This is a genomic window from Hydrogenophaga sp. ZJX-1, from assembly GCF_048590325.1.
Taxonomy (GTDB): domain Bacteria; phylum Pseudomonadota; class Gammaproteobacteria; order Burkholderiales; family Burkholderiaceae_C; genus Hydrogenophaga.
The window spans coordinates 376,123-399,997 of the sequence record NZ_JBMBRA010000004.1 but is presented as its reverse complement, the minus strand read 5'-3'; the positions used below and the strand labels follow the sequence as shown (position 1 = coordinate 399,997).

The window sequence follows — 23,875 nt, the reverse complement described above, 5'->3', positions numbered from 1 at the left end:
CTGGGGATTTCACGAAGCCGAAAGGACGCCGTTTCGCAATCGCTGCGTCCATGTGCCACTTCCAGTGGCATCCCCCTTTGAGTTCCGGCACGGCCATCCGGCGATCGGAAGAGGGTTCCTGCCTGATTGTCACCGCAGGTCAGGACGGGACAAATTATGCCGTGCCGCCTGCAATCTGATCGCCCAACCCACCGAGTGCCTCCGCCGCCGTCACGTACCTGAATGTGACTGGTGTTACAAGCCAATTCGTCAAATGTTCATTCTTTTGAGGGATGTTGTGCTTGTGCCGTAGGACCAAGGTATGTATCCTGCGGGCAACAAAAGCGTGAGCTTTGTCTCCAAATGTAAATTACGGCACTCCGGTGCATCTGAAGGAACCAGTCATGCACCGCCATTCGTCTGTCAACCGTCTGTACCGCCTTGTCTGGAACGATGCCCTCATGATCTGGACCGCGGTCGCCGAGATCGCGAGAGGGCGAGGCAAATCGGGCACCGGACGCAGAAGGATGACGGCGCTGCTGGCGCTCAACGCGGGCTTCGTGCTCGGGCCACCCGCGACAGCCGGCCCCAACAACATCCAGCCCGACGGACGGACCCAGACCACGGTCAGCTCCAGCGGGGGCGCAACCAGCGTACACACCTCGACCACCAGCGGGTCCAACGCCTTCAACTCGTTTTCTACTTTTTCGGTGGGGGGCGGGCAGGTGGTCAACTTGCACCTCCCGGGGGGCAGCGCCAACCTGATCAACATGGTCACCGATTCGCGCGTGACGATCAATGGCATGCTCAACTCGATCAAGGGCAACAAGGTCGGTGGCAACGTCTTCTTCGCCAGCCCCCATGGCTTCCTGGTGGGGTCGGGCGGGGTGGTCAACGTGGGCAGTCTCACGGTGTCGACGCCGACACGCTCTTTCCTCGACACCTTTTTTACCGACACGGGTGACATCGATGCCCTGTCCGTCGGGGCGCTGCTGGATGGCTCCGCACCGGACGAAGGCGGCGCCATCACGATCGATGGCACGGTCAATGCCATGGGTGGCGTGAAGTTCCGGGGCGGCAGTGTCCGGATAAGCGGCACGGTCTATCGCGGCGCGAAGTTCGTCGGACTGGCGCCCGATTTCAGCGATGTGGTCAACGTCAACGGGCTGGCCGCAGGGACCAAGATCGTCGAGGTGGATGGCCGGATCCAGGTGGTGGCCGAAGACGATCCGGCAGCGGCCGCCGCTCCTGTGGCGTCCGCCACCGAAGAGGACAGCGAGAACACAACCGGCAGCGTCGACATCCAGGCCAGCCAGGACGTATCGGTGTCGGGCGTGATCCGGAACGAGGGCAGCGAGGGTGTCAGCGGCGGCCAGATCGCCATCCAGGCCGGCAACAACATCACGCTGGAATCGGGCGCCAACATCTCTGCGGCCGGGCTGGGCAACAACTCCAGCGGTGGGTCCGTCTACATGATGGCCGCCAACAGCGCCGTGGCACAGACCGGCGCACTGGTCAACACGTCGGCCGGTGCGACGGGCGATGGCGGCGCGATCGAGTTCAGCGCCAGGAAGAATGTCGAACTGGCCGGTGGCCAGTTCCGCGCACTTTCCACCACCGGAACGATGGGCACCGTGCTGATCGACCCGGAAACGGTCACGGTCAGCGCCGACTACTACTCCGGTGGCGCCAACCACAGCATCGTGGCGGACAACACGATCACGGTGAACGCCGGCGTGGTGGTGTCGACCCGGAATGTGGACGGGGGTGATACCGCCAATCAGACCACCGCTGCATCAGTGGGCCACTCCGGTAGCCTGAACCTGCAGGCCGGCAGCATCACGCTCAACACCGGCAGCACGTTGATTGCATCTGCCGACAACGGCTTCAGCGGCGGTGACATCACGATCAATGCCACCCGGGCGCCGGGTTCGGTGCTGGGCATTCCGACCTCGGGTGGCGGCGCTGCTGGCATCACCGCCACCGGCGCGACCATCCAGGGCGCTGCGGTATCCCTCAGCGCCGAGTCGACCTACGACGACTCGGCGGCCGTGCTGCCCTCGCCGGTCACGTTGCCGACCGCCACGGCTTCGATCAGCCTGACCGATACGCAGATCACCGCCAGCGGTCCGCTGACCATCGGCTCCAAGGCCTCGATCGACACCACCACCGCCAGCAACTCGCCCCTGGGTACCAGCGTGGCCAATGCCAGCGCCACCGTCGATGTTGGTGGCACATCGGCGCTGAGCTCGGGTGGCGACGCCAGCCTGACCGCCGGGTCGGTGGTCAACGCCACGGTCAAGCCGGGTGGCATCCCGGCCATTCCCTTGCCTGCGGACGCCGCCGTGGCGATTTCCACGATCAGCAGCACGTCCACCGTCCGCGTGGGCGGCACATCGCAGGTGGACGCCACCGGCTCGCTCAGCCTGTCGGCCACCAACGAGGTCAACGCCGAGACGGTGGCCGATGCCACGTCGGGCGGTTCCGCGGCCGTGGGGGGCACGGTGGCCGTGACGGTGCTGACGTCGGTGACCAAGGCGTCGATCGAAGACGCGGCACAAACCAGCTCGGCGTCGCTGAACGTGAGCGCCGCTTCGAAGAACACGGTGGTCAACACGTCCAAGGCAGCGGCCAAGGGGGCCACCAAGCAGACAGAGGCCGAGAAGGTGGCGGACGGCCCGAGCGAGACCGAAAAGGCGCTCGACGACTACAAGGTCGAAGGGTCGACATCGGGGGGCAGCGTCGACGTGGCCGCTGCCGTGGCGATCGCCAGTCTCAACAGCCAGACTCAGGCTTCGATTGGATCCAGCGCCCTGCAAAACACCACCGGGCTGGCCACGGTGTCCAGCGTGTCCAGCAACGCTTCAACCGTGGATGCCGATGGCAGCACGGTGGGCGACGGCGCGGATGTCGGTATTGGCGCCGCTTTTGCGCTCAATATCGGCGCGCTGACCAACACGGCCCTGATCGGCGACAACGCCCAGGTCCAGGCCAACGGGCTGACCTTGCAGGCCACAGTGCCCGCAGGCGAGTCGAACACCTTCGTGACCAGCAGCAAGAGCGGCGCCGGGGCGGCCAACGTGGGCGTGGCCGGCTCGCTGGCGATCAACACGCTGGCCAACACGACCACCGCCTTGATCCAGGGCGACAGCGACAGCGGTGGCACAGGTGCGAGCGTGGACGCCGGAACGGGCGACATCCTGATCGAAGCGGGCAACGCTTCGACGAGCACGGTGACCGCTGGCGCCGAGGTTCAGGGCACGGGCGACAGCGCCAAAGTGGGCGTCGGTGCGTCGGTGGGCGTGAACGTGGTGGCCAACAAGACCGTGGCCGAAGTGGCCGACCTGGCGGTGATCAGCGGGGGGGCCAACTTCGGGTTGAACGCCCAAAGTGAACACAGCATGGGCACGGACGTCACGGGCGGCGCCGCGGGCGCCGGGATTGCCGTGACGCCGTTGGTGGCGGTCTCGATCGGGGACAACACCACGATCGCGCGCCTGGGTGAAAACACGACGGGGTTGAACCTGACGGGTGCCTACAGCAGCGACGCGAACCAAAGCAGCGAGCAGACCACCGTCGCCACGGGCCAGACCCAGGGCAACGATGTGTCCGTGGGCGTTTCCCTGGCGCTGGGCATTGCCAACGACACGGTGATTGCCTCGGTCGAGCGCGATATCAGTGCCGACGGGGGCGTGGGTGTGGGCGCCACGTCGGTGGCCCGCAGCGACACCTCGGCCACGGCCAGCGTGGCTGGCGGACAGGAAACCGACGAAAACGGCGACGCGCCGGCAGAAGCCGGTGGTGCGCCGGGCAAGAGTGTGGACGAGCAGGTCGCCGCACAAGGCGATTCGGCCAAGGACAAGGGCAAGGCCAACGCCGACAAGGCGCCTGCGGCACCCGAGACCTCGGGTGGCAAGACCGGCAAGAAACTCGACAAGACCACCAACCCGACTGGCGATGAAGCGCCCAAGGCCGAGACCAGCGAAGGTGGTGTGAGCGTGGCGGCCGCGGTGGGCATCAACGTGGCCAGCTCCGAGACCACGGCGTCGATCGGCGCCGGCCGCAGCGTGACCAGCTCGGGCGGCGCCCTGAGCGTGACCAGCACGGCCGAGACCGACGCGTCGGCCAAGGCCGACGGCAGCCAGACCGACGCCGGTGGCACCAACGTGGGCATCGGTGCGGCGGTGGCCGTGAACGCGGCCACGGCGACCAACACGGCCATCGTGAGCGACAACACCAACGTCAATGCGCAAGGCCTGACGGTCAAGGCTGGCATGGATGTTGACGCCAAGAACGACTTCGTGGCCGAGGCCCAGAGTGGCGCGGGCGCTGGCAAGGTGGGGGTGGCCGGCTCGCTGGCGATCAACACGGTGGCCAACACGACGACGGCCCTGGTGCAGGGTGATACCGACACCGCAGGTGCGGGCTTGGGCGTGGGTGCCACGGTGAATGCCGGCACGGGCGACATCCTGATCGAAGCGGACAACGCCTCGACGAGCACGGTGACCGCCGGCGCCGAAGTGGAGGCCGGTGCAGAGGCCAAAGTGGGCGTGGGTGCGTCGGTCGGTGTGAACGTGGTGGCCAACAAGACGGTGGCCGAGGTGGCCGACAAGGCCACGATCACGGGTGGGGCCAACTTCGGGCTGAACGCCAGCAGCGACCACACCATGGGCACGAGCGTGGAGGGCGGTGCCTCGGGTGCCAAGATCTCCGTGACGCCGGTGGTGGCCGTTTCCGTCGGCGACAACACCACGGTGGCGCGCCTGGGCGAGAACGCGACAGGGCTGGGCATCAGCGGTGCGTACAGCAGCCAGGCCGATCACAGCAGCGAGCAGACGACGGTGGCCACGGGCCAGACCCAGGGCAGCCAGGTGGCGGTGGGCGCCTCGATTGCGGTGGGCATTGCCAACGACACGGTGATCGCTTCGGTCGATCGCAACGTCAGTGCCGTTGATGGTGTGAGCGTGGGCGCCACATCGGTGGCCCGCAGCGACACCTCGGCCACGGCCAGCGTGGCTGGCGGACAGGAAGCCGACGAAAACGGCGATGCGCCGGCAGAAGCCGGTGGTGCGCCGGGCAAGAGTGTGGACGAGCAGGTCGCCGCACAAGGCGACTCGGCCAAGGACAAGGGCAAGGCCAACGCCGACAAGGCACCTGCGGCACCCGAGAGCTCGGGTGGCAAGACCGGCGGGAAGCTGGACACGAACGTCGAGGCCAACAAGACCTCCAATCAGGCGGGCAAGGCAGAAGCCGACAGCGATGGCGACGGGACGGGTGAAGGCGTGAGCGTGGCCGCGGCCGTGGGCGTGAACGTGGCCCGGTCCGAGACGACAGCGTCGATCGGCAAGGGCCGCAGCATCACCAGTTCGGGTGGCGCTCTGAGCGTGACCAGCCTGGCAGAGACCGATGCCAAGGCCTTGGCCGATGGCAGCCAGACCGATGCCGGTGGCAGCGATGTGGGCATCGGTGCCGCGGTGGCCGTGAACGCCGCGACCGCCAAAAACACGGCCCTCGTGAGCGACAACGCGGTCGTCAACACCGAAGGCCTGACGGTCCAGGCCGGCATGGATGGCGCGGCGACGAACGACTTCGTGGCCGACGCCAAGAGTGGCGCGGGCGCGGGCAATGTGGGTGTGGCGGGCTCGCTGGCGATCAACATCGTGGACAACGCCACCACCGCCCAGGTGCAAGGTGATACCGACACCGCAGGTGTGGGCTTTGGCGTGGGTGCCACGGTGAATGCCGGCGCGGGCGACATCCTGATCGAAGCCGGCAATGCGTCGACCAGCACGGTGAAAGCCGTGGCGGACGTGAAAGGCACCGGCAGCACCGCCAAAGTGGGCGTGGGTGCGTCGGTCGGCGTGAACGTGGCGGTCAACAGGACGGTGGCCGAAGTGGCCGACCTGGCGGTGCTCACGGGCGGCGCCAACATGGCGGTGAACGCCAAGGCCGACCACACCATGAGCACCGAGCTCGTGGGTGGCTCGGCCGGCGCCAAGACTTCGATCACGCCCGTGGTGGCGGTGTCGATCGGCGTGAACACCACGCAGGCACGCGTCGGTGCATCGGCCACGGGTCTGAATCTGTCGGGTGCGTTCAGCAGCTCGGCCGAGCAGAGCCACGTGATGACCACCAAGGCCACTGCCCAGGCGCAGGGCGACACGGCGGTGGGCGCGTCGCTGGCGGCGGCGATTGCGGTGGACGATGTGTCGGCCGAACTGCAGCGCGACATCGACAGCTCCACCGGGGTCGAACTGATCGCGTTGTCCGAGACCTCGATCACGACCGAAACCACGGCCGGCGCCAAAGGTGCGAAGAAGGCCAAGACCAACGCCACCACGGGTGAAGAAGAGCCGGAAGCCAATACCACCGCTGACGAGCAGAAAAAGAACCAGCTCGATTTCGCCAAGAGCAAGAACGCGGGAGCCTCGGGTGTCGACACCAGTTCGCCAGAGGCCAAGACGCCGGACACCAGCAGCAAGACCCCTGGCACCGACAAGCCGACCCAGACTTCCGAGCAGGGCCGCAAAGACCAGGGCGGCAAAAAGATCAGCGTGGCCGCGGCCATTGGCGTGAGCGTGGCGCGCAACCAGGGCCGGGCCGAAATCGGACAGGGCCTGAACATCAACGCCGGTACCGGCGAGCTCAAGCTCGACGCACAGTCCGACACCAACTACACCACGAAGTCCAGCGGCGAAGCCGTGTCGGAAGACAACGCCGTGGGCGTGGCCGTGGCGGTCACGGCGACCCACAACGTCACCCAGGCCACCTTGGGCGCGGGCACCACCGTGAGCCAGGCGGGTGATGTGAACATCAGCGCCGAGTCGCGCCAGAACCGCGATGCGGCCTTCCAGACCAAGATGAGCGCCGAGGCCGTCTCGGGCGCCAGCGGGGGTGGCACGGCGGTGGCCGGCGGCCTGGCCCTGGTGGTCAACGAAAACCAGACGCTCGCCTCCATCGACGAAGGCGCCACGCTGGGATCGGCGGGCAACGAGGTGGGGCATGTGTCGGTCACTGCAACCGACACCAGCAAGATTTCCGCGCAGGCCCGCGCGGGCGCGCTCTCCAAGGGCGGCGAAAGCAAGACCGGCGTGGGCGCTTCGTTTGCCGTGCTGGTGTCCCTCAACGAGAACCACGCGGTGGTGGGGCGCGACGCCGATGAGAGCGACACGTTCGACCCGACCGCGGTGAACGCCGAATCCTTGACCGTGTTGGCGACGAAGAACCGGGTGTCGACGCCGGCCGCGAAGAACCTCACTGTCGACGGCGTCAAGAACCTCGACTTTGACACCTTCGATCCGGCGGACTACCTGGCTTCGAACAACTACTACACCGAAGCCATCGCCGGCGCTGCTTCCCAGGGCGATACGGCGGTGGCCGGCGCGTTTGCGGTCAATGTGTTCACCAACAAGAGCATCGCCGAGCTGGGTGAGGGCGTCGCTGTCACCACGATCGGCAGCACCGGGCCGCAATCCCTGGGGGTGGACGTTTCCAGCAGTTCGGACATGCAGTCCGTGACGATCGCCGGCGCCGCCGCTGGCGCCAAGCAGACCGGTGTGGGCATTTCCAACGCCGACACCGTCAACCTGGACGAGACGCGCGCCGCCATCGGGGCCGACTCGACCGTGCTCGCCAATGGCGCCAACGCGGGCGTGAAGGTCCAGGCCGAATCCTTGCAGGAGATGACCAACGTGGGGGTCAGTGCGGGCGCTTCGACCAGCGGCACCGCCGTGGCCGGCGTGCTGGGCGTGGTGGTCGCACTGGGCAAGACCGAAGCCCTGATCGGCGATGGGGCGGCGGTGAAGGCCCTGGGCGATGTGTCCGTGAAGGCCACGACCGACGTGACCGGCGTGATGGTGTCCGGTGGTGTGTCGGCGGCAAACCAGACGGGCATCGGTGCGTCGATCGCGGCGCAAATCTTGGCCAATGCCACTTCGGCCACCATCGGTGCCGCCGATGTGTCGGCGGCGAAGCAGCTGACGGTTGCCGCGCAGGCCGACGAGAGCGTCACCTCCGCGGTGGTGGCGGGTGCGGGCGCGGGCACCACGGCGGTGGCCGGTGCGCTGTCGGTCAACGTGATCGTGGGCGACACCACAGCCCTGGTGAACCAGGGTGCGCAGGTCAACACCGATGCCGGGTATTCGAGCGCGGATCAGGGCGTGGCCATCACGGCGAGCGATGACACGACCATTCTGGCGATCACCGGCGGTGGCGCTGGTGGCGGGACCACCGGCGTGGGCGCGGCGCTGGACACGGACGTGATGGCGAAAACCGTGACGGCGGGCATCGCCGATGGCGCGGGCACACAGGTCAACGCGAAGAAGGACGTGGTCATCGATGCCTCGGCCTCGGAAGACCTGACCTCGGTCACGGTCGGTTTCGGTGGCGGTGGCACCACCGGCGTGGGGGGCGCGGTGTCGGTGGCCGTGGTGAAGAACGATGTGCACGCCATGATCGGCAGCCAGGTCGGCGTGGACGCCGACGGCAACGTGGGCGTGAACGCGCAGGACGACATCAAGGCCGTGCTGGCGGCCGGCGGTGTCGCTGGCGGCGGCACCACGGGTGTGGGCGGATCGATCGGCGTGGCCACCCTGTTCGGAACGACCAGGGCCACCATCGGCGACAGCGCCGTGGTCAATGCGCGCGGCCTGGGCGACGCCCGCACCGTGTACACCGGCGAAACCACCGGGGGCGATACCTCGATCGAGCCGGCGGATCTGGGCGCGAAGAAGACCGAACTCGCCAAGGGCCTGTCGGTCACGGCGTACAACCGGGAAGAACTGATCACCACGGTTTTCAGTGCTGGCGGCGGCGGCACCACCGGTGTGGCGGCCACGGTGTCGGCCGATGTGATCGCCAACACGACCGAAGCGTCGATCGGCCAGTCGGCGCGCATCAACCAGACCAACACCCTGGCGCACGCGGACCAGGAAGTGCGCGTCAAGGCGATCGATGAAACCAGCCTGATCAACACGGCCGGCGGCGCGGCCGGCGGCGGCAGTGCGGGCGTCGGCGCGGCGGCCAACGTGGGCGTGATCACCAAGACCACCACGGCGAAGATTGGCAAGGACACACTGGTCAACGCCAAAAAGGCGGTTGAAGTGGAAGCGGCGTCGCTGGACTCCACCCTCTCGACCACGGCCGGTCTCGCCGGAGGCGGCAGCGTGGGCGTCGGTGGTGCGGTGGCGGGTGTCGGCATTGCCAACACCACCCAGGCGCTCATCGAGGATGGCACGTCGGTGGCCGACGCGGCCCAAGTGAATGTGACGGGCGGGAATCTGTCCGTGAAAGCGGAGGAGTTCGCCAACAGCTGGATGATTTCGGGCGGCGCAGCCGGCGGTGGCGCCGCTGGCGTGGGCGCTTCGCTGAGCGTGGCGGTGAACGCCAGCACCACCCAAGCGCGGATCGGCAATTTCGCCGAGACGAATGCCACGGGCATCACATCGGTCCATGCCGACTCCACGGAGAGCGTCAACACCATCACGGTGGCGGGCTCGGGCGGAGGTTCGGCGGGTGTCTCGGGCAGCATCGGTGTCAACGTGGTGACCTCGAACACCGAGGCCGGCATTGGCAGCAACGCCCAGGTCAACCAGACGCTGGCGGCTGCCGGGCAGAGCGTGGATGTCAGGGCGACCGATCGCATTGAAAGCCTGTCGGTGACGGGTGCGGCCGCTGGCGGTGGCGCCGCGGGCGTGGGTGCAGCGGTGGCGGTCACCGTGGCCCAGAACACGACACAGGCTTACATCGGCAACAACGCGCAGGTATCTGCCAGCCAGGACATCAGCGTCGACGCTTCGTCCGACAAGTTGATCGATTCGGTGGCCGCCGCTGGCGCCGGTGGTGGTGCAGCGGGCGTGGCCGGTGCGATTTCCATCGTGGCCGTGGGGATGAAGCTGGACGGTGACTCCAGCGACGGTTTGGGCAATACCGTCCTCAACACCGACAGCGAAACGGGCAAGAGCAAGGTGGGCGACATGCTCGGCAGTTCGGCCCAATCCCAGCAGACCAAGAGCGACCTGGACAGCAAGACCGGCAAGATGGCCGTTGGCGGCGCGGTGTCCGATTCGGCCACGGTGCCGGACCAGAACACCATCGCGTCCATTGGCACGGGCGCCACGGTGAAGGCCGGGCGCGACGTGACCGTTGCGGCCAGCGACAAGACCGAGGTCCTGCAGGTGGGTGGCGGCGCCGCGGGCGGCGGTGCGGCCGGAGTGGCCGGCTCCCTGGGGGTGACCTTGCTGCGCGATTCCGCTGCCGCGACGGTGGGTGATGGCGCGCACGTGGACGCCGGGCGCACGCTGGACGTGAACGCTGAAACCCATGAGTCGGTGCTCAACATCGGCGTGTCGGCTGCGGGCGGCGGTGCGGCCGGCGTGAGCGGCTCGGTGGCGATCAACGTGATCTCTTCGGAAACGGTGGCGGCCATCGGCGCTGCCCAGATCAACCAGTCGGTGGCGGGTTCCGGCAACCGGTCGGTGCTGGTGCGAGCCCAGAGCGACAGCGAGCTGATCACGGTGGCCGGCTCCGGCGGCGGCGGCGGTGCGGCGGCGGTCGGTGGCGTGCTCAACGTGAACACGCTGTCCAAAAACACCAGCGCCCACATCGGCGAGGCTGCCAGCGTGGACGCCGACCTGGACGTGCGCGTGGCGGCGGACTCGCAGCAGCAGATCATCGGCGCGGGCATCTCGGTCCAGGGATCCGGTGCGGCCAGCGTGGGCGGTGCGGCGGCGGTCAATGTGATCGACAACAACACCCAGGCCTTCATCGGTTCGGCGCAAGACGATGCGACCAAGACGGCTGCCCACATCGACTCCGATGGCAACGTGGCCATCTCGGCGGCCGATGACACGCTGTTGATGGGGGTGTCGGCCAGCGCCACGGGCTCCGGCATCGCGGCCGTGGGTGGCGCGGTCGGGGTGAACGTGGTCACCAGTGAGACGCTCGCCTATCTGGGGGACAACTCCTCGGTCAACGCGCGCGGCAATGCGGTCAACGGCGCGACGGTTTACGACGGCAGCATCGACCAGACGACCGCGCGCGCCTTGCCAACGGCGCCGACGGGCAAGGGCGATCTGGATGTCGATGGCGATGGCGTCAAGGACGGCGACGTCAACGACGGCGCGAGTTTCAACATGAGTGCCAGCGGCGATGGCGGTGGCGACGCCAGCGACACCAGCAACCCGGAGACCACCAGGGACTCGGAAGGCAATGCCATCTCCGGGATCGCCGGAGGTCTGGGCACGCGGGGCACCGAGCAGGTCAAGGGCTTCTCGGTCACGGCCGTGGGCAGTGAAAAGATCATCACCGCCTCGCTTGGCGTGGCCGCCGCAGGTGCGGCCGGCGTCACCGGCACGGTGACCTCGAACGTGATTTCGTCGGTCACCCAGGCGCGCATCGGCGATGGCGCCCAGGTGAACAAGACCGATGCAGCGGGTGCCCCCGTGGGCGCCGATGCCCTCGGTACCGCGCCATCGGTGCGCGTGCGCGCCACGGACGACACCCTGGTGGTGATGGCCTCGGGCACGATGTCCGGTGGTATCGCCGGCGTGAGCGGCTCGGTCAATACCGTGGTGGTGGACAAGCAGACCAGCGCCACCATCGGCGACGCCGACGTCAAGGCACGCAACGTCGACGTGCGCGCCGAGGCGAGCGAAGACCTGTTCCTCGCCACGGCCAACGTGTCGGTCGGCGCAGCAGGCATTGGCGCGGCGGTGAGCGTGGCCTCGGTGGCCAACACCACCACGGCCGGCATCGATGCCGGTGCCAACGTGGATGCCACCGGCGACCTGCGTGTGAACGCGGATCAGGACACGGCCATCGACATGTACACACTCGCCGGATCGGGCGGTGTGGTGGCGGTGTCGGGCGCGGTGTCGGTCGGCGTGGTGGACAACACCACGCAGGCCTATGTGGAAGGTGCAGCCTCGCCGGCCGAGGCCGCCACACTCAACGCGGGCGGCACCACCGAAGTGGCGGCGACCTCCAGCGCAGCCATGAGCAGCGTGATCGGCAGTGCCGCGGCCGGCGGCGTGGGCGTGGCCGGATCGGTGGGGGTCAAGGTGCTGACGTCCAGCACGACCGCCTCGATCGGTGACAACACGCGGGTGAACCAGACACGCGGTGGCGTTGCACAAGACGTCAAGGTGAGCGCCAGCGACACGGTGAACCTCAAGGGCGGTGGCCTGGCGGGTGCCGTGGGCGGGTTTGGCGTGGGTGCCATGTCCGACACCAACATCGTGCGCAACACGACCACCGCGTCGATCGGCAACAGCACGGTGGTGGATGCCGATCGCGATGTGGGCGTCACGGCGGCGTCCAGCAAGAACGTGGAGTCCACCGCCATCGCCATCGCGGCGGGCGCCCTGTTCGGCGGCGCCGGCTCGGCATCGGTGGCGGTGATCGGCGCCAGCCTGGATGACGAAGCCCAGGAAGGTCTGGGCGATGGTGCAACGGCCGGTCGTGCCGACCAGCAGGCCCAGCAGACCAATGCGGGTTCGCAGCTGGACGACGTGAGTGGTTCGGCGCACCTGACGGGCGCGAAATCGACGGTCAACACCAAGGCGGCCGGTCTCGGTGTCGCCGCTGACATGAACAGCAGCTCGACGGCTTCGCAAGACAAGACGCAGGCGTTCATTGGCAACAACAGCAGAGTGACGGCGGGGGGCCAGGTGGATGTCTCCGCGTCCGACAAGACCCAGCTCGATCTGGAAGTTGTCGGCGCGGCGGGCGGTGCGGTGGGCATTGGCGCCGCCGTGGGCGTGGGCATCACCCACAGCACGACCGAGGCGTTTGTGGGCACGTCGACCGCGGTCGATGCCGCGGGTGACGTGAGCATCACGGCCGCGGCCGGCAACCTGAACGCGACCGGGTCCCGGGTGCGCAGCACGGCGGGCGCCGGCGGTGTGATCGGCGTGAGCGCCGCGGTATCGGTGCTCAAGGATTCAAGCACCACGCAGGCGTACGTGGGCAACAACGCTTCGATCGAGCGTGCCGATGCCCTGCTGGTGAGCGCCGAAACGGATCGCAGGGCTTCCGCCACCACCATCGGCGCTGCAGCCGGTGGTCTGGCGATTGGTGCGTCGGTGGCGAGCGCCACCTTTGGTGGCAGCACCTCGGCCTACTTCCAGCCCAATGTGGACGTGGGCAAGACCGCTGGCAAGCTGGTCAACGATGTGACGATCTCGGCAACCGACGGTTCGGTGGCCTCCGCCAGCGCCATCGCAGGTGCGGCGGGCATTGTCTCGGGGTCGGGGGCCGTGGCCACGGCGGAAGTCACGTCGGGTGTGTCCGCCACCATGGGCAGTGGCGCGGAGGTGATCGCGCAGGACGACGTGAGCGTGACCGCAGAGGCCACCCCGGAGACCCGTGCCGAAGCGAAGGGTGTTTCGATTGGTGCGGGGTCCGTGGGCGCATCGCTGGCGACCGCCAGCACCACCTCGAACGTCGAAGCCCGTATCGATGGCGATGCCAGCATCTCGGGCGACAGACTCGATGTGGTCGCGCAGCGGCTGGTCGGCGCCAACCCCACCACGGCCGCTCAAGCCTTTGGTGCGTCGGGCGGTGTGCTGTTTGGCATCAACGCCACGCTGGCCAAAGCCGAGAGCGCTGGCACCACCCGGTCGGCCATTGGCGACAACGCCACGCTGACCATGGGCGGCGCCACCACCGTGCACGCCGACAGCCACACCCAGCAGGTGTCTTCGGGCGTGGGCATTTCGGTGGGTGGCTTGCTGGCCGTCGGTGCGGACTATTCCCAGGCCTCCTCGAACACCCTGACCGAAGCCACCGTGGGCAACGGCGTCAAGCTGACCGGCGTGTCGCTCAGCGTGCTGGCCGACAGCTCGGACACCAACTTTGCGCACGGCATCGCGGGCAGTGGTGGCCTGGTGTCAGCGCCATTCTCTGAAGCCAAAACGGTGTCGACGAGCCAGACCCGCGCCAGCACCGGCAGTGGCGACAACGTGGGCGGCGATGGACGCAAGATCGATGTGGATGCGTTCGTGATGCGCTCCAGTTACGACGGCCTGTTTGATGCCTGGATGCAGAGCACCAACGCGTCCCTGATCGGCGTGAGCGGCGCCAAGGCCACCAACAGCAGCGGTGCAACGACCAGCTCCACGGTGGGTGCCAACGGCTATGTGGAGGCTGACAGCGTATCGGTGCAGGCCAGCAACACGGTTGAAAAAGGTGGCCCTGGCACGGCCAACTTGCCGGGCGTGACCTCGGTGACGGGCGCGGCGATTGCCGTGCCGAGCTGGAACGTGAATTCCGCCTCGGGCGGGCTGGCCGATGTGCCCGCTGCCGACAGCCTGACCACGATCACCAACAGTGCGGTGGCGGAGGTGGGTGCCGGTGCAACGGTGCAACAGACGGGCAGCTTCATGGCCCCGGGCGCCTACAAGTTCGATGCGTGGAACGATGTGACCGCCGAAGACCGGGTGAAGATGGCTTCGGGCGGCGCGATCTCGGCCGCCAGCGGCAGTTCCAAGGTGCTCGCAGACACCAATGTGGCCAAAGTCAAGGTGGGCGATGGCGCTGCATTGAGCGCAACCGGTGACCTGATGATGGGCGCCCGCTCTGTTGCCGACATCTCCACCCAGACTTCGGTTGACGTCTGGGGTCTGGTCGGCGTGGCACCCAAGGGCGACTCCGTTTCACGTTTCAAGGCGAACAACAGCATTGAAATCGGTGCGGCTTCTCTCGAAGCACAAAACGACATCCGCCTCAATGCGGGTGCGAGCACGCTGTACAACCCGGAGACAGGTTCCAACACAGGATTGAATTCGGGTTCGGTCGTTGCGAGAACCGATGTGTTCAACAACACCGCGATCCCGGTGAATCGAGATCCCATTGCCGACGCCGTCATTGAAACCAACAGCCAGATCACCATCGCCGATGGTGCGGTGTTGAACTCGGTGAGCGACGTCGCACTGTTCGCTGAAAAGGGCAGTGCAACGGCATCGGGCGTCGGCATTGGCAAGGATCTCTACCGCGAAGCGCTCGCGGCGGTGGGCAGCGCCATCAGCAACGCGTTTGGCGGTGGCGATGTGTCCTTCGAGACCCGCACGGGCAACTCGGTCAAGACCCAGACCTCCGGCGTGACGGTGAACGGTGAGATCCATGTGGGTACGCACCGCAAGCAGAACCTTGAGATTGACATCAACGGCAACGTTGTCGCCAAGACCGATGGCATCAGCATTGCCAACACGGGCGTCGCGAGTCTGGCTCAAGACATCCTTGACCGCATTGACGCGTTGAACATACTGATCCGGGAATACTCCGGTGGTTCGGCGGGAACCGACGCGGCGATCGCCGTGGCGGCCTACCAGTCCGAGATCCGTTTCCTGGAGCGCAAGCTGGTGGAATTGGGCTTCCAGCCCGACCCCCTGGGCGGCGGATTTGCGGGGGTGGCGGGCTTGAGCCCCAAAGAGGCGGCGCAGGAAGCGGTGACAGCCATGACGGCGACCCAGGCCGGCCTGACGACCACCAAGACCAATCTGACCACGGCCAACACGGGCCTGACGACGACCAACACCAACCTGACGACAACCAACAACAACCTGACGACGGCCAACACCAATCTGACGAATGCCAACGCCACGCTTGCCAGTGAAATTGCGATGTTGACGACGGCTCTCAATGCCGCGGACGCTGCGGACAAGCCTGCTATTCAGGCCCAGATCACCGCCAAGAACAATCAGATCAACGCCAACAACAGCACGATCAATGCGAACACCAGCACGATCAATGCGAACACCAGCACGATCAACGCGAACACCAGCACGATCAATGCGAACAACACCGAAATCGGCTTGCTGACCACCCGCATCACCAGTCTGGATGGGCAGATCGTCAATGTGCAAACCGATATCACCAACAACGTGTACAGCGACGTCGCCGCTGCGGGCCCAACGGCGAAGTTCCTGACCATCAGCGATGCAGAGGCCAAGCTGGGCAACATCTATGTGCGGGGTGACAAGCTGCAAGGCGATGGCGTGCTGGACGCGCCGGGCGACGCCGAAATCAGGATCACGAACAATGGCCCGAGCTTCCTGATCTTGAACGACCTGACCATCCCGGCGGATGAGGGCGGGAGGATTTACCTCAACAGCGTGGACGTCAAGGACAACGCCCAGATCAATGGCATCAATGGTGCCGCCGGGGGGGCGAATTTCGACATCTTCACGGCGGACAGCACCACCGATTTCAGTGGCAGCACGGTTTTGCCGGGCAAACCCAAGATCGTGGTCGAAAGCAAGTACGACCCGCTGGATCCTTTCTACAGCAGCCAGACGCTGGCCGGGGGCGCGGCCACGGTGGCGCCAGACATCATCCTCAAGGGAGACATCAGCAACCTGCGTGGCCTGGTCAAGATCGACAGCGCCGCGGGCAGCATCCGCATCGAGGAGACTGCCAGCATCCGGGCCGACGATGTGGAGGTGAAGACGCGCAATGGCGACTTCGTTCAGAGCTACACCAACACGTTCAGCCATGTGGCCGGCGCCCCGCTGACGACCACCAACGGCAACCCCAACCTGGCCTTCCCGGACAACATCGCCGAAATCTCCCGCACGCCTGAGGCTGCGGGGTCGGGCATCGTGGCCAACGGCAGCGTGCTGATCGCCGCCCGCTACCTCAACATCAACGGCACCATCCAGAGCGGCATCCCTGAGTGGGGTGTGCGCATTCCCGCCAGCGCCTCCGTGTCGGTGGGTGGCGTGCCCATGACGTTCGCGCAAGCACAGGCGCACTACAACGGCTTGACGCCCGCTCAAAAAGCGGTGCTCGGATCGGAGTATTTCCAGGTCAGCGGTGCCACCGTGAGCGGACTCAGCGGCAACCAGCAAGGCGCCTGGGAAGACATCAAGGTGAGCTATAACGCGAAGGAAAACCGCCTCGAACTCAGCGGCGTGCGCGTGCAGGGCGGCTATATCGAATTGTTCGGCCAGATCTTCAACACCAACCAGGTCGGCGGCGGGAAGCTGCGGGTGATGGATGGCTACGGTCAGATCAAGGTCGACAACGAAAGCAGCCTGCCCATGTGGGTCAACCTGCTGGACACCGGCAAGGGTGTGCAGGGTGAAATCAACATCACCAACATCAGTGGCGTTGACGCCAGTGGCGTGCCCATCATCACCACCACCCAGTTCCTGCGCGGTGCAGGAGGATCTCGAAGCGCCTTCTACGATCCGCAGGCCGGCTTGCGCTACACGATGACCGTCGGTTATGACGAGGGTCGTGTGGACTACTACCGCTACTCGCAAAACGGGTGGTTTGGCGGCGCCATTCTCGACAGCAAAGTGCTGGACGAGTACCGGATCGACTCGCAGGTCCGCAACAACGATCCGCTGTCGCAGGCGGAGTACCTTCAAGTGGTGTCGGGCGCCAACACGGCTGTTTACTCTCCGACCACCAGTGCCGTGTATGGCGCCTCGTCCATTACCGGTGGTGACCAGGAAACCATCAACACCGCAACCCCCATCCTGACGCCCGGCAATTCATGGCGTGACTGCAACTGGTGGACGCTGTGCGCCAACGCCACCCACTACCAGGAATTCACGGTCACCACGGCCACCAAGACCACGATCACCGAAAGCGTCAAGGCCGACCAGCGCATCGGCATCGAATTCATCGGATTCGATCAGGGCACGGTGAATGTGGCGTCGGTCGGTGATGTGGTTCTCAATGGCGCCATCAACAACGCCAGTGGTGAAACCAGCGTCAGCTCGGGGGGCAGCATCACGCAGAACGGTGACCTGAACATCATCAGCGGCGTGAATGTCAACCTGGCGGCGGGTACGGGCATCGGTTCCGGAACGCAGGCGGTCCAGACCAACATCAGCGACAGTGGCCGGCTCAATGCCACCTCCAGCGCGGGCGAGGTGCACATCAAAGAGATGGTGGGCAACCTGAACGTGGGCACCATTGGCGGTGCTGGCGTGAGCAATGTGGTGCTTGAGGCCGACAAAAACATCGTCGACGCCGCAGCGGGGTCCTACGTCCAGGGCCGGCGCGTGGAGCTGCTGTCCAACAATGGCGGCATCGGCTTGACCGGCGCGCCACTGACCGTGCGGACCGGTTACACCACCAACATGTCACAGTGGCCCAACAACGGGTTGCTGGCGACGGCGCGCGACTCGATCAACATCCGCAACCTCGCGGACGCCGCCAACCCCGCCATCTACAACGGCAACCTGTTGCTGATTTCGGCGGAGTCGAAAACGGGTGATGTGCGCATCGAGACCAGCGGTGCCGTGATCGACAACAACCCGTTCGAGACCATCGACACCCGGACCGAGACGGAGCTGGCCAATCTCTGGGACGAACTGCGCCTGCGCGGTGCGCCTTCGGTTGAAAAAGCCAACGAGGCGGTCGCGGCATTCGAGAGCGGCAAGAACAACAACTACCGCCAGTACTGGCAGTTGCGCAAAGGGCAGGCGGATCAGGGTGCGGTCTACGATCCGGGGTATGTCTACGCCGTCTCCGCGGGCGAGCGCAGCGCGCTGGAAACCGCCGGTCTGACACCTCTGCAGATCGATGAGTTTGCCCAGAGCCGGACGGACCAGTACCACGACCTGCATGCGGAAGTGGGCGGCCTGACAGCAACCTTTGACAGTGGTTTTGCGTACGACGCTTCGGTGGCGACCGGTACGGGCGAAGAAGCACAAATCCGCACCGGGGCCACCTGGACCGACGCCCAGCTCGCGCTTTCGGTGGGTGCCGGTCTGCTGAAGAACATCACCGACACGGTGACCTCGGTCAAGGATCCCAACGTCAAGGGCAACAACATCACGCTGGTCGCGGGCACGTCGATCGGCTCGATGAACCCCAATGTCGACATCACCTTGCCTGCCGGTGCGACACCCGCGGAGATCGCTGCCTTCCTGGCCGCGTTGACAACCGATCAGAAGGCGGCGCTGGCGGCGGCAGAGCGTGGCGATGCGACGGTGACCGGCAACGTGATCTCGATCATCCGGCCCCGCGCAGTGAACGTGGAGACCGGAACGGGAGCGCTCACCGCCAGTGCCGCTGCGGGCGACGCGTTCATCGGGTCCGAGAAAGACTTGCGCATCAACCAGGTCACCGCCAGCGACAACGTGCGGATCAAGGTGGCAGGGGCCCTGATCAATGCCGCGACCGTGGCCGGCACGAACAACGTGGTGGGTGACAACATCATTCTGGAGGCGGCCAACGGCGGCATCGGTGCAGCGGGATCGGCCCTGCGCATCAACCCGACCGCGGGCTCGTCGCTGATCGCTCGCGCGGCCGGTGACATCTGGATCGAGGCGCCAGCGGATCTGACGGTGGACACCATCTTCTCCCGCAGCAATGTGAGTCTGGATGCGGTGGGTTCGATCCTGGACATGCCGGGCGACTCGGTGGTCACGCCTGCGGTGAACATCCGCAGCAACAACGTGACGCTGGTTTCACGCACGGGCAGCATCGGGGAGGACGACAACGCGCTGGATGTGGGCGTGAACCCCGACGGACATGTCGAGGCCACCGCGGACACGGTGGGCCAGGGGATTTACCTGAACGGTCCTTCTGGTGAGCACTTCAACGTGGGGGCTTCGACTTCGGGCGGGGCCACGGTCTTGTCGGCGGCCGAAAGCATGAAGGTCGATGGCACCGTGACCGGGCTGGGCACCATCAGCCTGGTCTCCGGCGGTCAGACCACCCTGACCACGCAGGCCGATGTGACCTCGACCGCAGCGGACATCCAGATCCGCGCCGGGTCGTTGACCATGGAAGACGACGGTGTTGACGCAGCGCGCGTTCGCTCCGGGACAGGGACGATCGACGTCGAGACGGTGGGTGACGCCGTGATCACCGGCATCGAGAGCGGCAACGGCACCGCGAGCGCGGTGCGGGTGGTGAGCACGGGCGGGCGCGTGCTGGACGGTGGAGACACCCGTCTCGACGTGATCGCAGACACCGCACCGGCGGCTAAGTTCACCGTGGCGGGCATGCTGGGCGTGGGCTCGGACGGCAATCCGCTGGACGTGCGCGTGCGCGATCTCAATGCCTCGTCCGTTCAAGGGAGCGTGGCGCTGGCGGCTGTCGGTGGGGTGAACATCGACACCGTGACCGCTGGCGACAGCGTGCAACTCACCGCGACTGGCGATATCACGGGCAATGCGGTGACCAGCACCGGCACCGGAACGCAAGGGCCTGACAAGAGCGTGAGCGTGACGTCCTCGGGCGGCGGCGTGAACCTGGACAGCGTGTCGGGGCAGCAGGACGTGGCGGTCGACGGCCAGACCGGCGTGACCCTGGGCGCGGTGACGAGCACGGGTGGCAGCATCGGGGTGAACTCGAACGCGGGCAACATCAACGTCGGTACCGCCACGGCGGCACAGAACGTCACGATGAGCGCCCCGGCGGGCACGATCACGGCCGGCACCCTGCAGGCCATGGCTGGAAACGTGAACCTTCAGGCCCTGGGCAACATCGGCGTCACGAACACCACGGCTGGCGGCGGCGTTACCGTGACCAGCCTGGCTGGTGCCGTGAACATGGACCAGACCACTGCGGTGAACGACGTGGCGGTCGACGGCCAGACCGGCGTGACCCTGGGCGCGGTGACGAGCACGGGTGGCAGCATCGGGGTGAACTCGAACGCGGGCAACATCAACGTCGGTACCGCCACGGCGGCACAGAACGTCACGATGAGCGCCCCGGCGGGCACGATCACGGCCGGCACCCTGCAGGCCATGGCTGGAAACGTGAACCTTCAGGCCCTGGGCAACATCGGCGTCACGAACACCACGGCGGGCGGCGGGGTTACCGTGACCAGCCTGGCTGGTGCCGTGAACATGGACCAGACCACTGCGGTGAACGACGTGGAGATCGACGGCCAGACCGGCGTGACCCTGGGCGCGGTGACGAGCACGGGTGGCAGCATCGGGGTGAACACGAACGCCGGCAACATCAACGTCGGTACCGCCACGGCGGCACAGAACGTCACGATGAGCGCCCCGGCGGGCACGATCACCGCCGGGACCGTGCGTGCCATCGCCGGCAACATCGACCTGAGCGCACTGGGCGACATCAAGACCGACAGCCTCTCGGCCGGTGGCACGATTGGGATCGACAGTGTGCTGGGCGACATCAACGTCGATGTCGTGAATACCCGGGGCTCCTTTGTGCTGAACACGGCGGGCGACATCACCACCGGGACCGTCATCGCGGGACGTTCGGTCGACCTCACGAGCACGGGGGGCAGCATCAGCGCCGACACCACGCGCGCCATCCGGGGCTCGGTGAACATGGACGCGAGGCAGTCCATCGAGGTCGGCAGCGCGACGGCGGGCCAGGACGTGACGCTGACCAGTGCACGCGGCTCCATCGATGCGGGCAGTCTGACCGCCCGCAACGGCACGGTCCAGCTGATTGCGCCGCGGAACATCAACGTCGGCAGAAGCACGGCCGGGACCTTCCAGGCCGGCTCGACCGGTGGCAACGTCGGTGTCGGCACGGTGACGGCCAACAACATCGCGCTCTCGGCACCGGGTTCCGTGACGGCGCAGCAGCTGAACGTGGGGTCGCTGCTGAATCTGGCAGGCCGGAACATCGTGGCCAACGCGACCGGGACGGGCACTGGCGATGTGGGCGGTTCGGTCACCGGCTACCAGGGTGGCATGGCCAACGACGTGCAGCTGGGGCTGAACAGCCCGTTCGCATTCCGCTTCTCCAGGCTCTCGACCTCGACCGGCGCCATCAATGTGTACTCCGGTGACCTGTTCGTTGACGCCATGGGGGTGGGCAACCGCCTGACCATCAGCAACCCCAGGACCACGTTGTTGATCGATCAGAACGACCGCAGCATCCAGCCGTTTGATGTCCAGCTCTACTCGGCGGGCAGCCCGTTTGCCTTTGGTCTCACCGGCAACCGGGTGCTGACGGGGGCTTTCGTGATCTCGCGTGGCCCGGGTCACGAGGTGATTTCGCCCAATGGCAACAACCTGAGTGCGGTCGAACTGGGCGATCGCGAACTCTCGATGCTGGGCACCTTGCCGTCTCCGACCGACGGGTTCTCGAACGGTCAGCCCGATGCCGAAGCCTTGGCCGGTCTGGTGACCTTCGTGGGCACGCCGGTGAATGGCGGTGACGAATGCGGGTCTGAAGCGGGCCAAGGTGCTGGCGATTCCAACAACTCCAAATGCAAAGAAGAAAACTGATGAAACTCAGCTGTGCGGCGGCGGCCGCCCTTGTCACGTGTTCGACCTACGCCCAGGTTGTCGTCCCTCCGTCGGCCGATCCGGGCGCCTTGCAGCAACGCCGTATCGAGGAAGATCAGCGCCGCCTGGAGCAGGAGCGCCTGGAGCGCACGCCGGCGGTTGCGCCGGTGATCGAAGCGCCGAAGGCGCCTGCGACCGCGCCGGTGGCCAGCCAGGTGCGCTTCAAGGTCAATGCGGTGAAGTTTGCGCCAGCGTCAGAGGTGCTTTCTGCCGAAGAGCTCAAGGCGCTGGCCGATGCGTTCGTGGGCAAGGAAGTCAGCTTTGCCGACCTGCAGCGCCTGGCCGAGCAGGTCAACGCGGCCTATCGCGAGCGCGGTGTGGTGACCGCGCGCGCCATCATCCCGCCACAGGATGTATCCAGCGGGAACATCACCCTGCAGCTGGTCGAAGGCAAGCTGGGTGAAATCCGGGTCAAGGGCAACGAATCCACGCGCGCGAGCTACGTCCTGAGCCGGGTGGATGCCGAGCCCGGCCGGCTGGTGGATCTGCCCACCCTGCAGACCAGTCTCTTGCGCTTCAACCGCACGAACGCCGCCCAGTTGCGTGCGGAGCTCAAGCCGGGCCAGAGTTTTGGCAGCACCGATCTGGAAATCGGGATCATCGAACCCAAGCAGCACAACTTTCGCATCGGCGTCGACAACCTGGGCAGCGAGGTGACGGGGGAAACCCGGGTGGGCTTGTCCTATTCCAACCAGAGCTTGCTGGGCTGGCGGGATTCGCTGAGTCTGGCTGCGATGTCCGCCAGCGGTCTCAAGAGCTATTCCGTTGACTACGGCATTCCGGTCAGCCGCTCGGGCGGGCGCCTGAACCTCGCCCACAACCAGGACGACACCCAGCTGAAGTACGGGCCCTTTGCCTCCCTGGGCATCACGGGCCAGTCCACCTCGACCGCTTTGTCGCTGCGTCAACCGCTCCACTTTGGGGAGCGCTCGCAAATCGACCTGCTCGCCAGCCTGCGCAAGCGCGATGTCGAAAACAAGGTCAGTGATGTCTTTCTGTCCAGCACCGCCACGCAGGATGTGCAACTGGGCGTCGAGTACCAGTCTGCCGATGACTCGGGTCAGTGGCTGACGAGCTACTCGCTCTACAAGGGCGATGCAAAAACCGCTGGTGTGAGCAAACGCTACACGGTGGGCCGGGGTGCGCTGCGCCGAACGCAGTTTCTGGCCCCCGGCTGGGCTTTGCGTGGTGCGCTGTCGGCGCAGCACACCAGCAGCGATGAGCTGCCCTCCAGCGAGCATTTTTTCCTGGGAGGGGAAGGCAGCGTGCGCGGTTATCCGGTCGGTGCCTTTTCGGGTGACCAGGGTGCCTTGCTGAGTCTGGAGTTGCATCACCCGATCACCGGTCCCTCCGCCGAGGGCGGCGGTCAGGCGTATTCGGCCACGGGCTTTTTCTTTGTGGACACCGGCCAGGTCCGGCAGATTCTGCCGCCCGACTCCACCCAGGACAAGACCAAGCGCCTGACCAGCCTGGGCTGGGGCGTGGAAGCGGCCATGGGGCGCTACCTGTCGGCGCGCGTGACGCTCGCCTATGCGCTGCGTGAGTTGCCGGAACAGAAACGGCGCTACACGGCAAGTGTTCAGATCTACAGCCAGTTCTGACGAGCGGCGCCTTTTCCCGTGTTGACTTCAGGTCTGCCCGACCTTCTGTCAATG

The 23,875-nt window shown here is 66.3% G+C and carries 2 protein-coding genes; both read left to right on the top strand.

Features of this window, described 5'->3' with window-relative positions:
* Window positions 1-383 precede the first annotated feature (383 nt).
* A complete protein-coding gene (locus ACN5W5_RS13730) occupies window positions 384-22,160 on the top strand; it encodes an ESPR-type extended signal peptide-containing protein (protein ID WP_420049053.1) in 21,777 nt (7,258 codons plus the stop codon).
* Entirely contained in the window at window positions 22,160-23,821 is a 1,662-nt protein-coding gene (locus ACN5W5_RS13725; RefSeq protein WP_420049052.1) for a ShlB/FhaC/HecB family hemolysin secretion/activation protein, read from the top strand. The genes ACN5W5_RS13730 and ACN5W5_RS13725 overlap by 1 nt, the downstream gene beginning before the upstream one ends.
* Window positions 23,822-23,875: the final 54 nt, after the last annotated feature.

Bases quoted from the DNA above. Each gene is read 5' to 3' on its own strand.
- ACN5W5_RS13730 (WP_420049053.1), top strand. From the start codon at position 384: ATGCACCGCCATTCGTCTGTCAACCGTCTGTACCGCCTTGTCTGGAAC.
- ACN5W5_RS13725 (WP_420049052.1), top strand. From the start codon at position 22,160: ATGAAACTCAGCTGTGCGGCGGCGGCCGCCCTTGTCACGTGTTCGACC.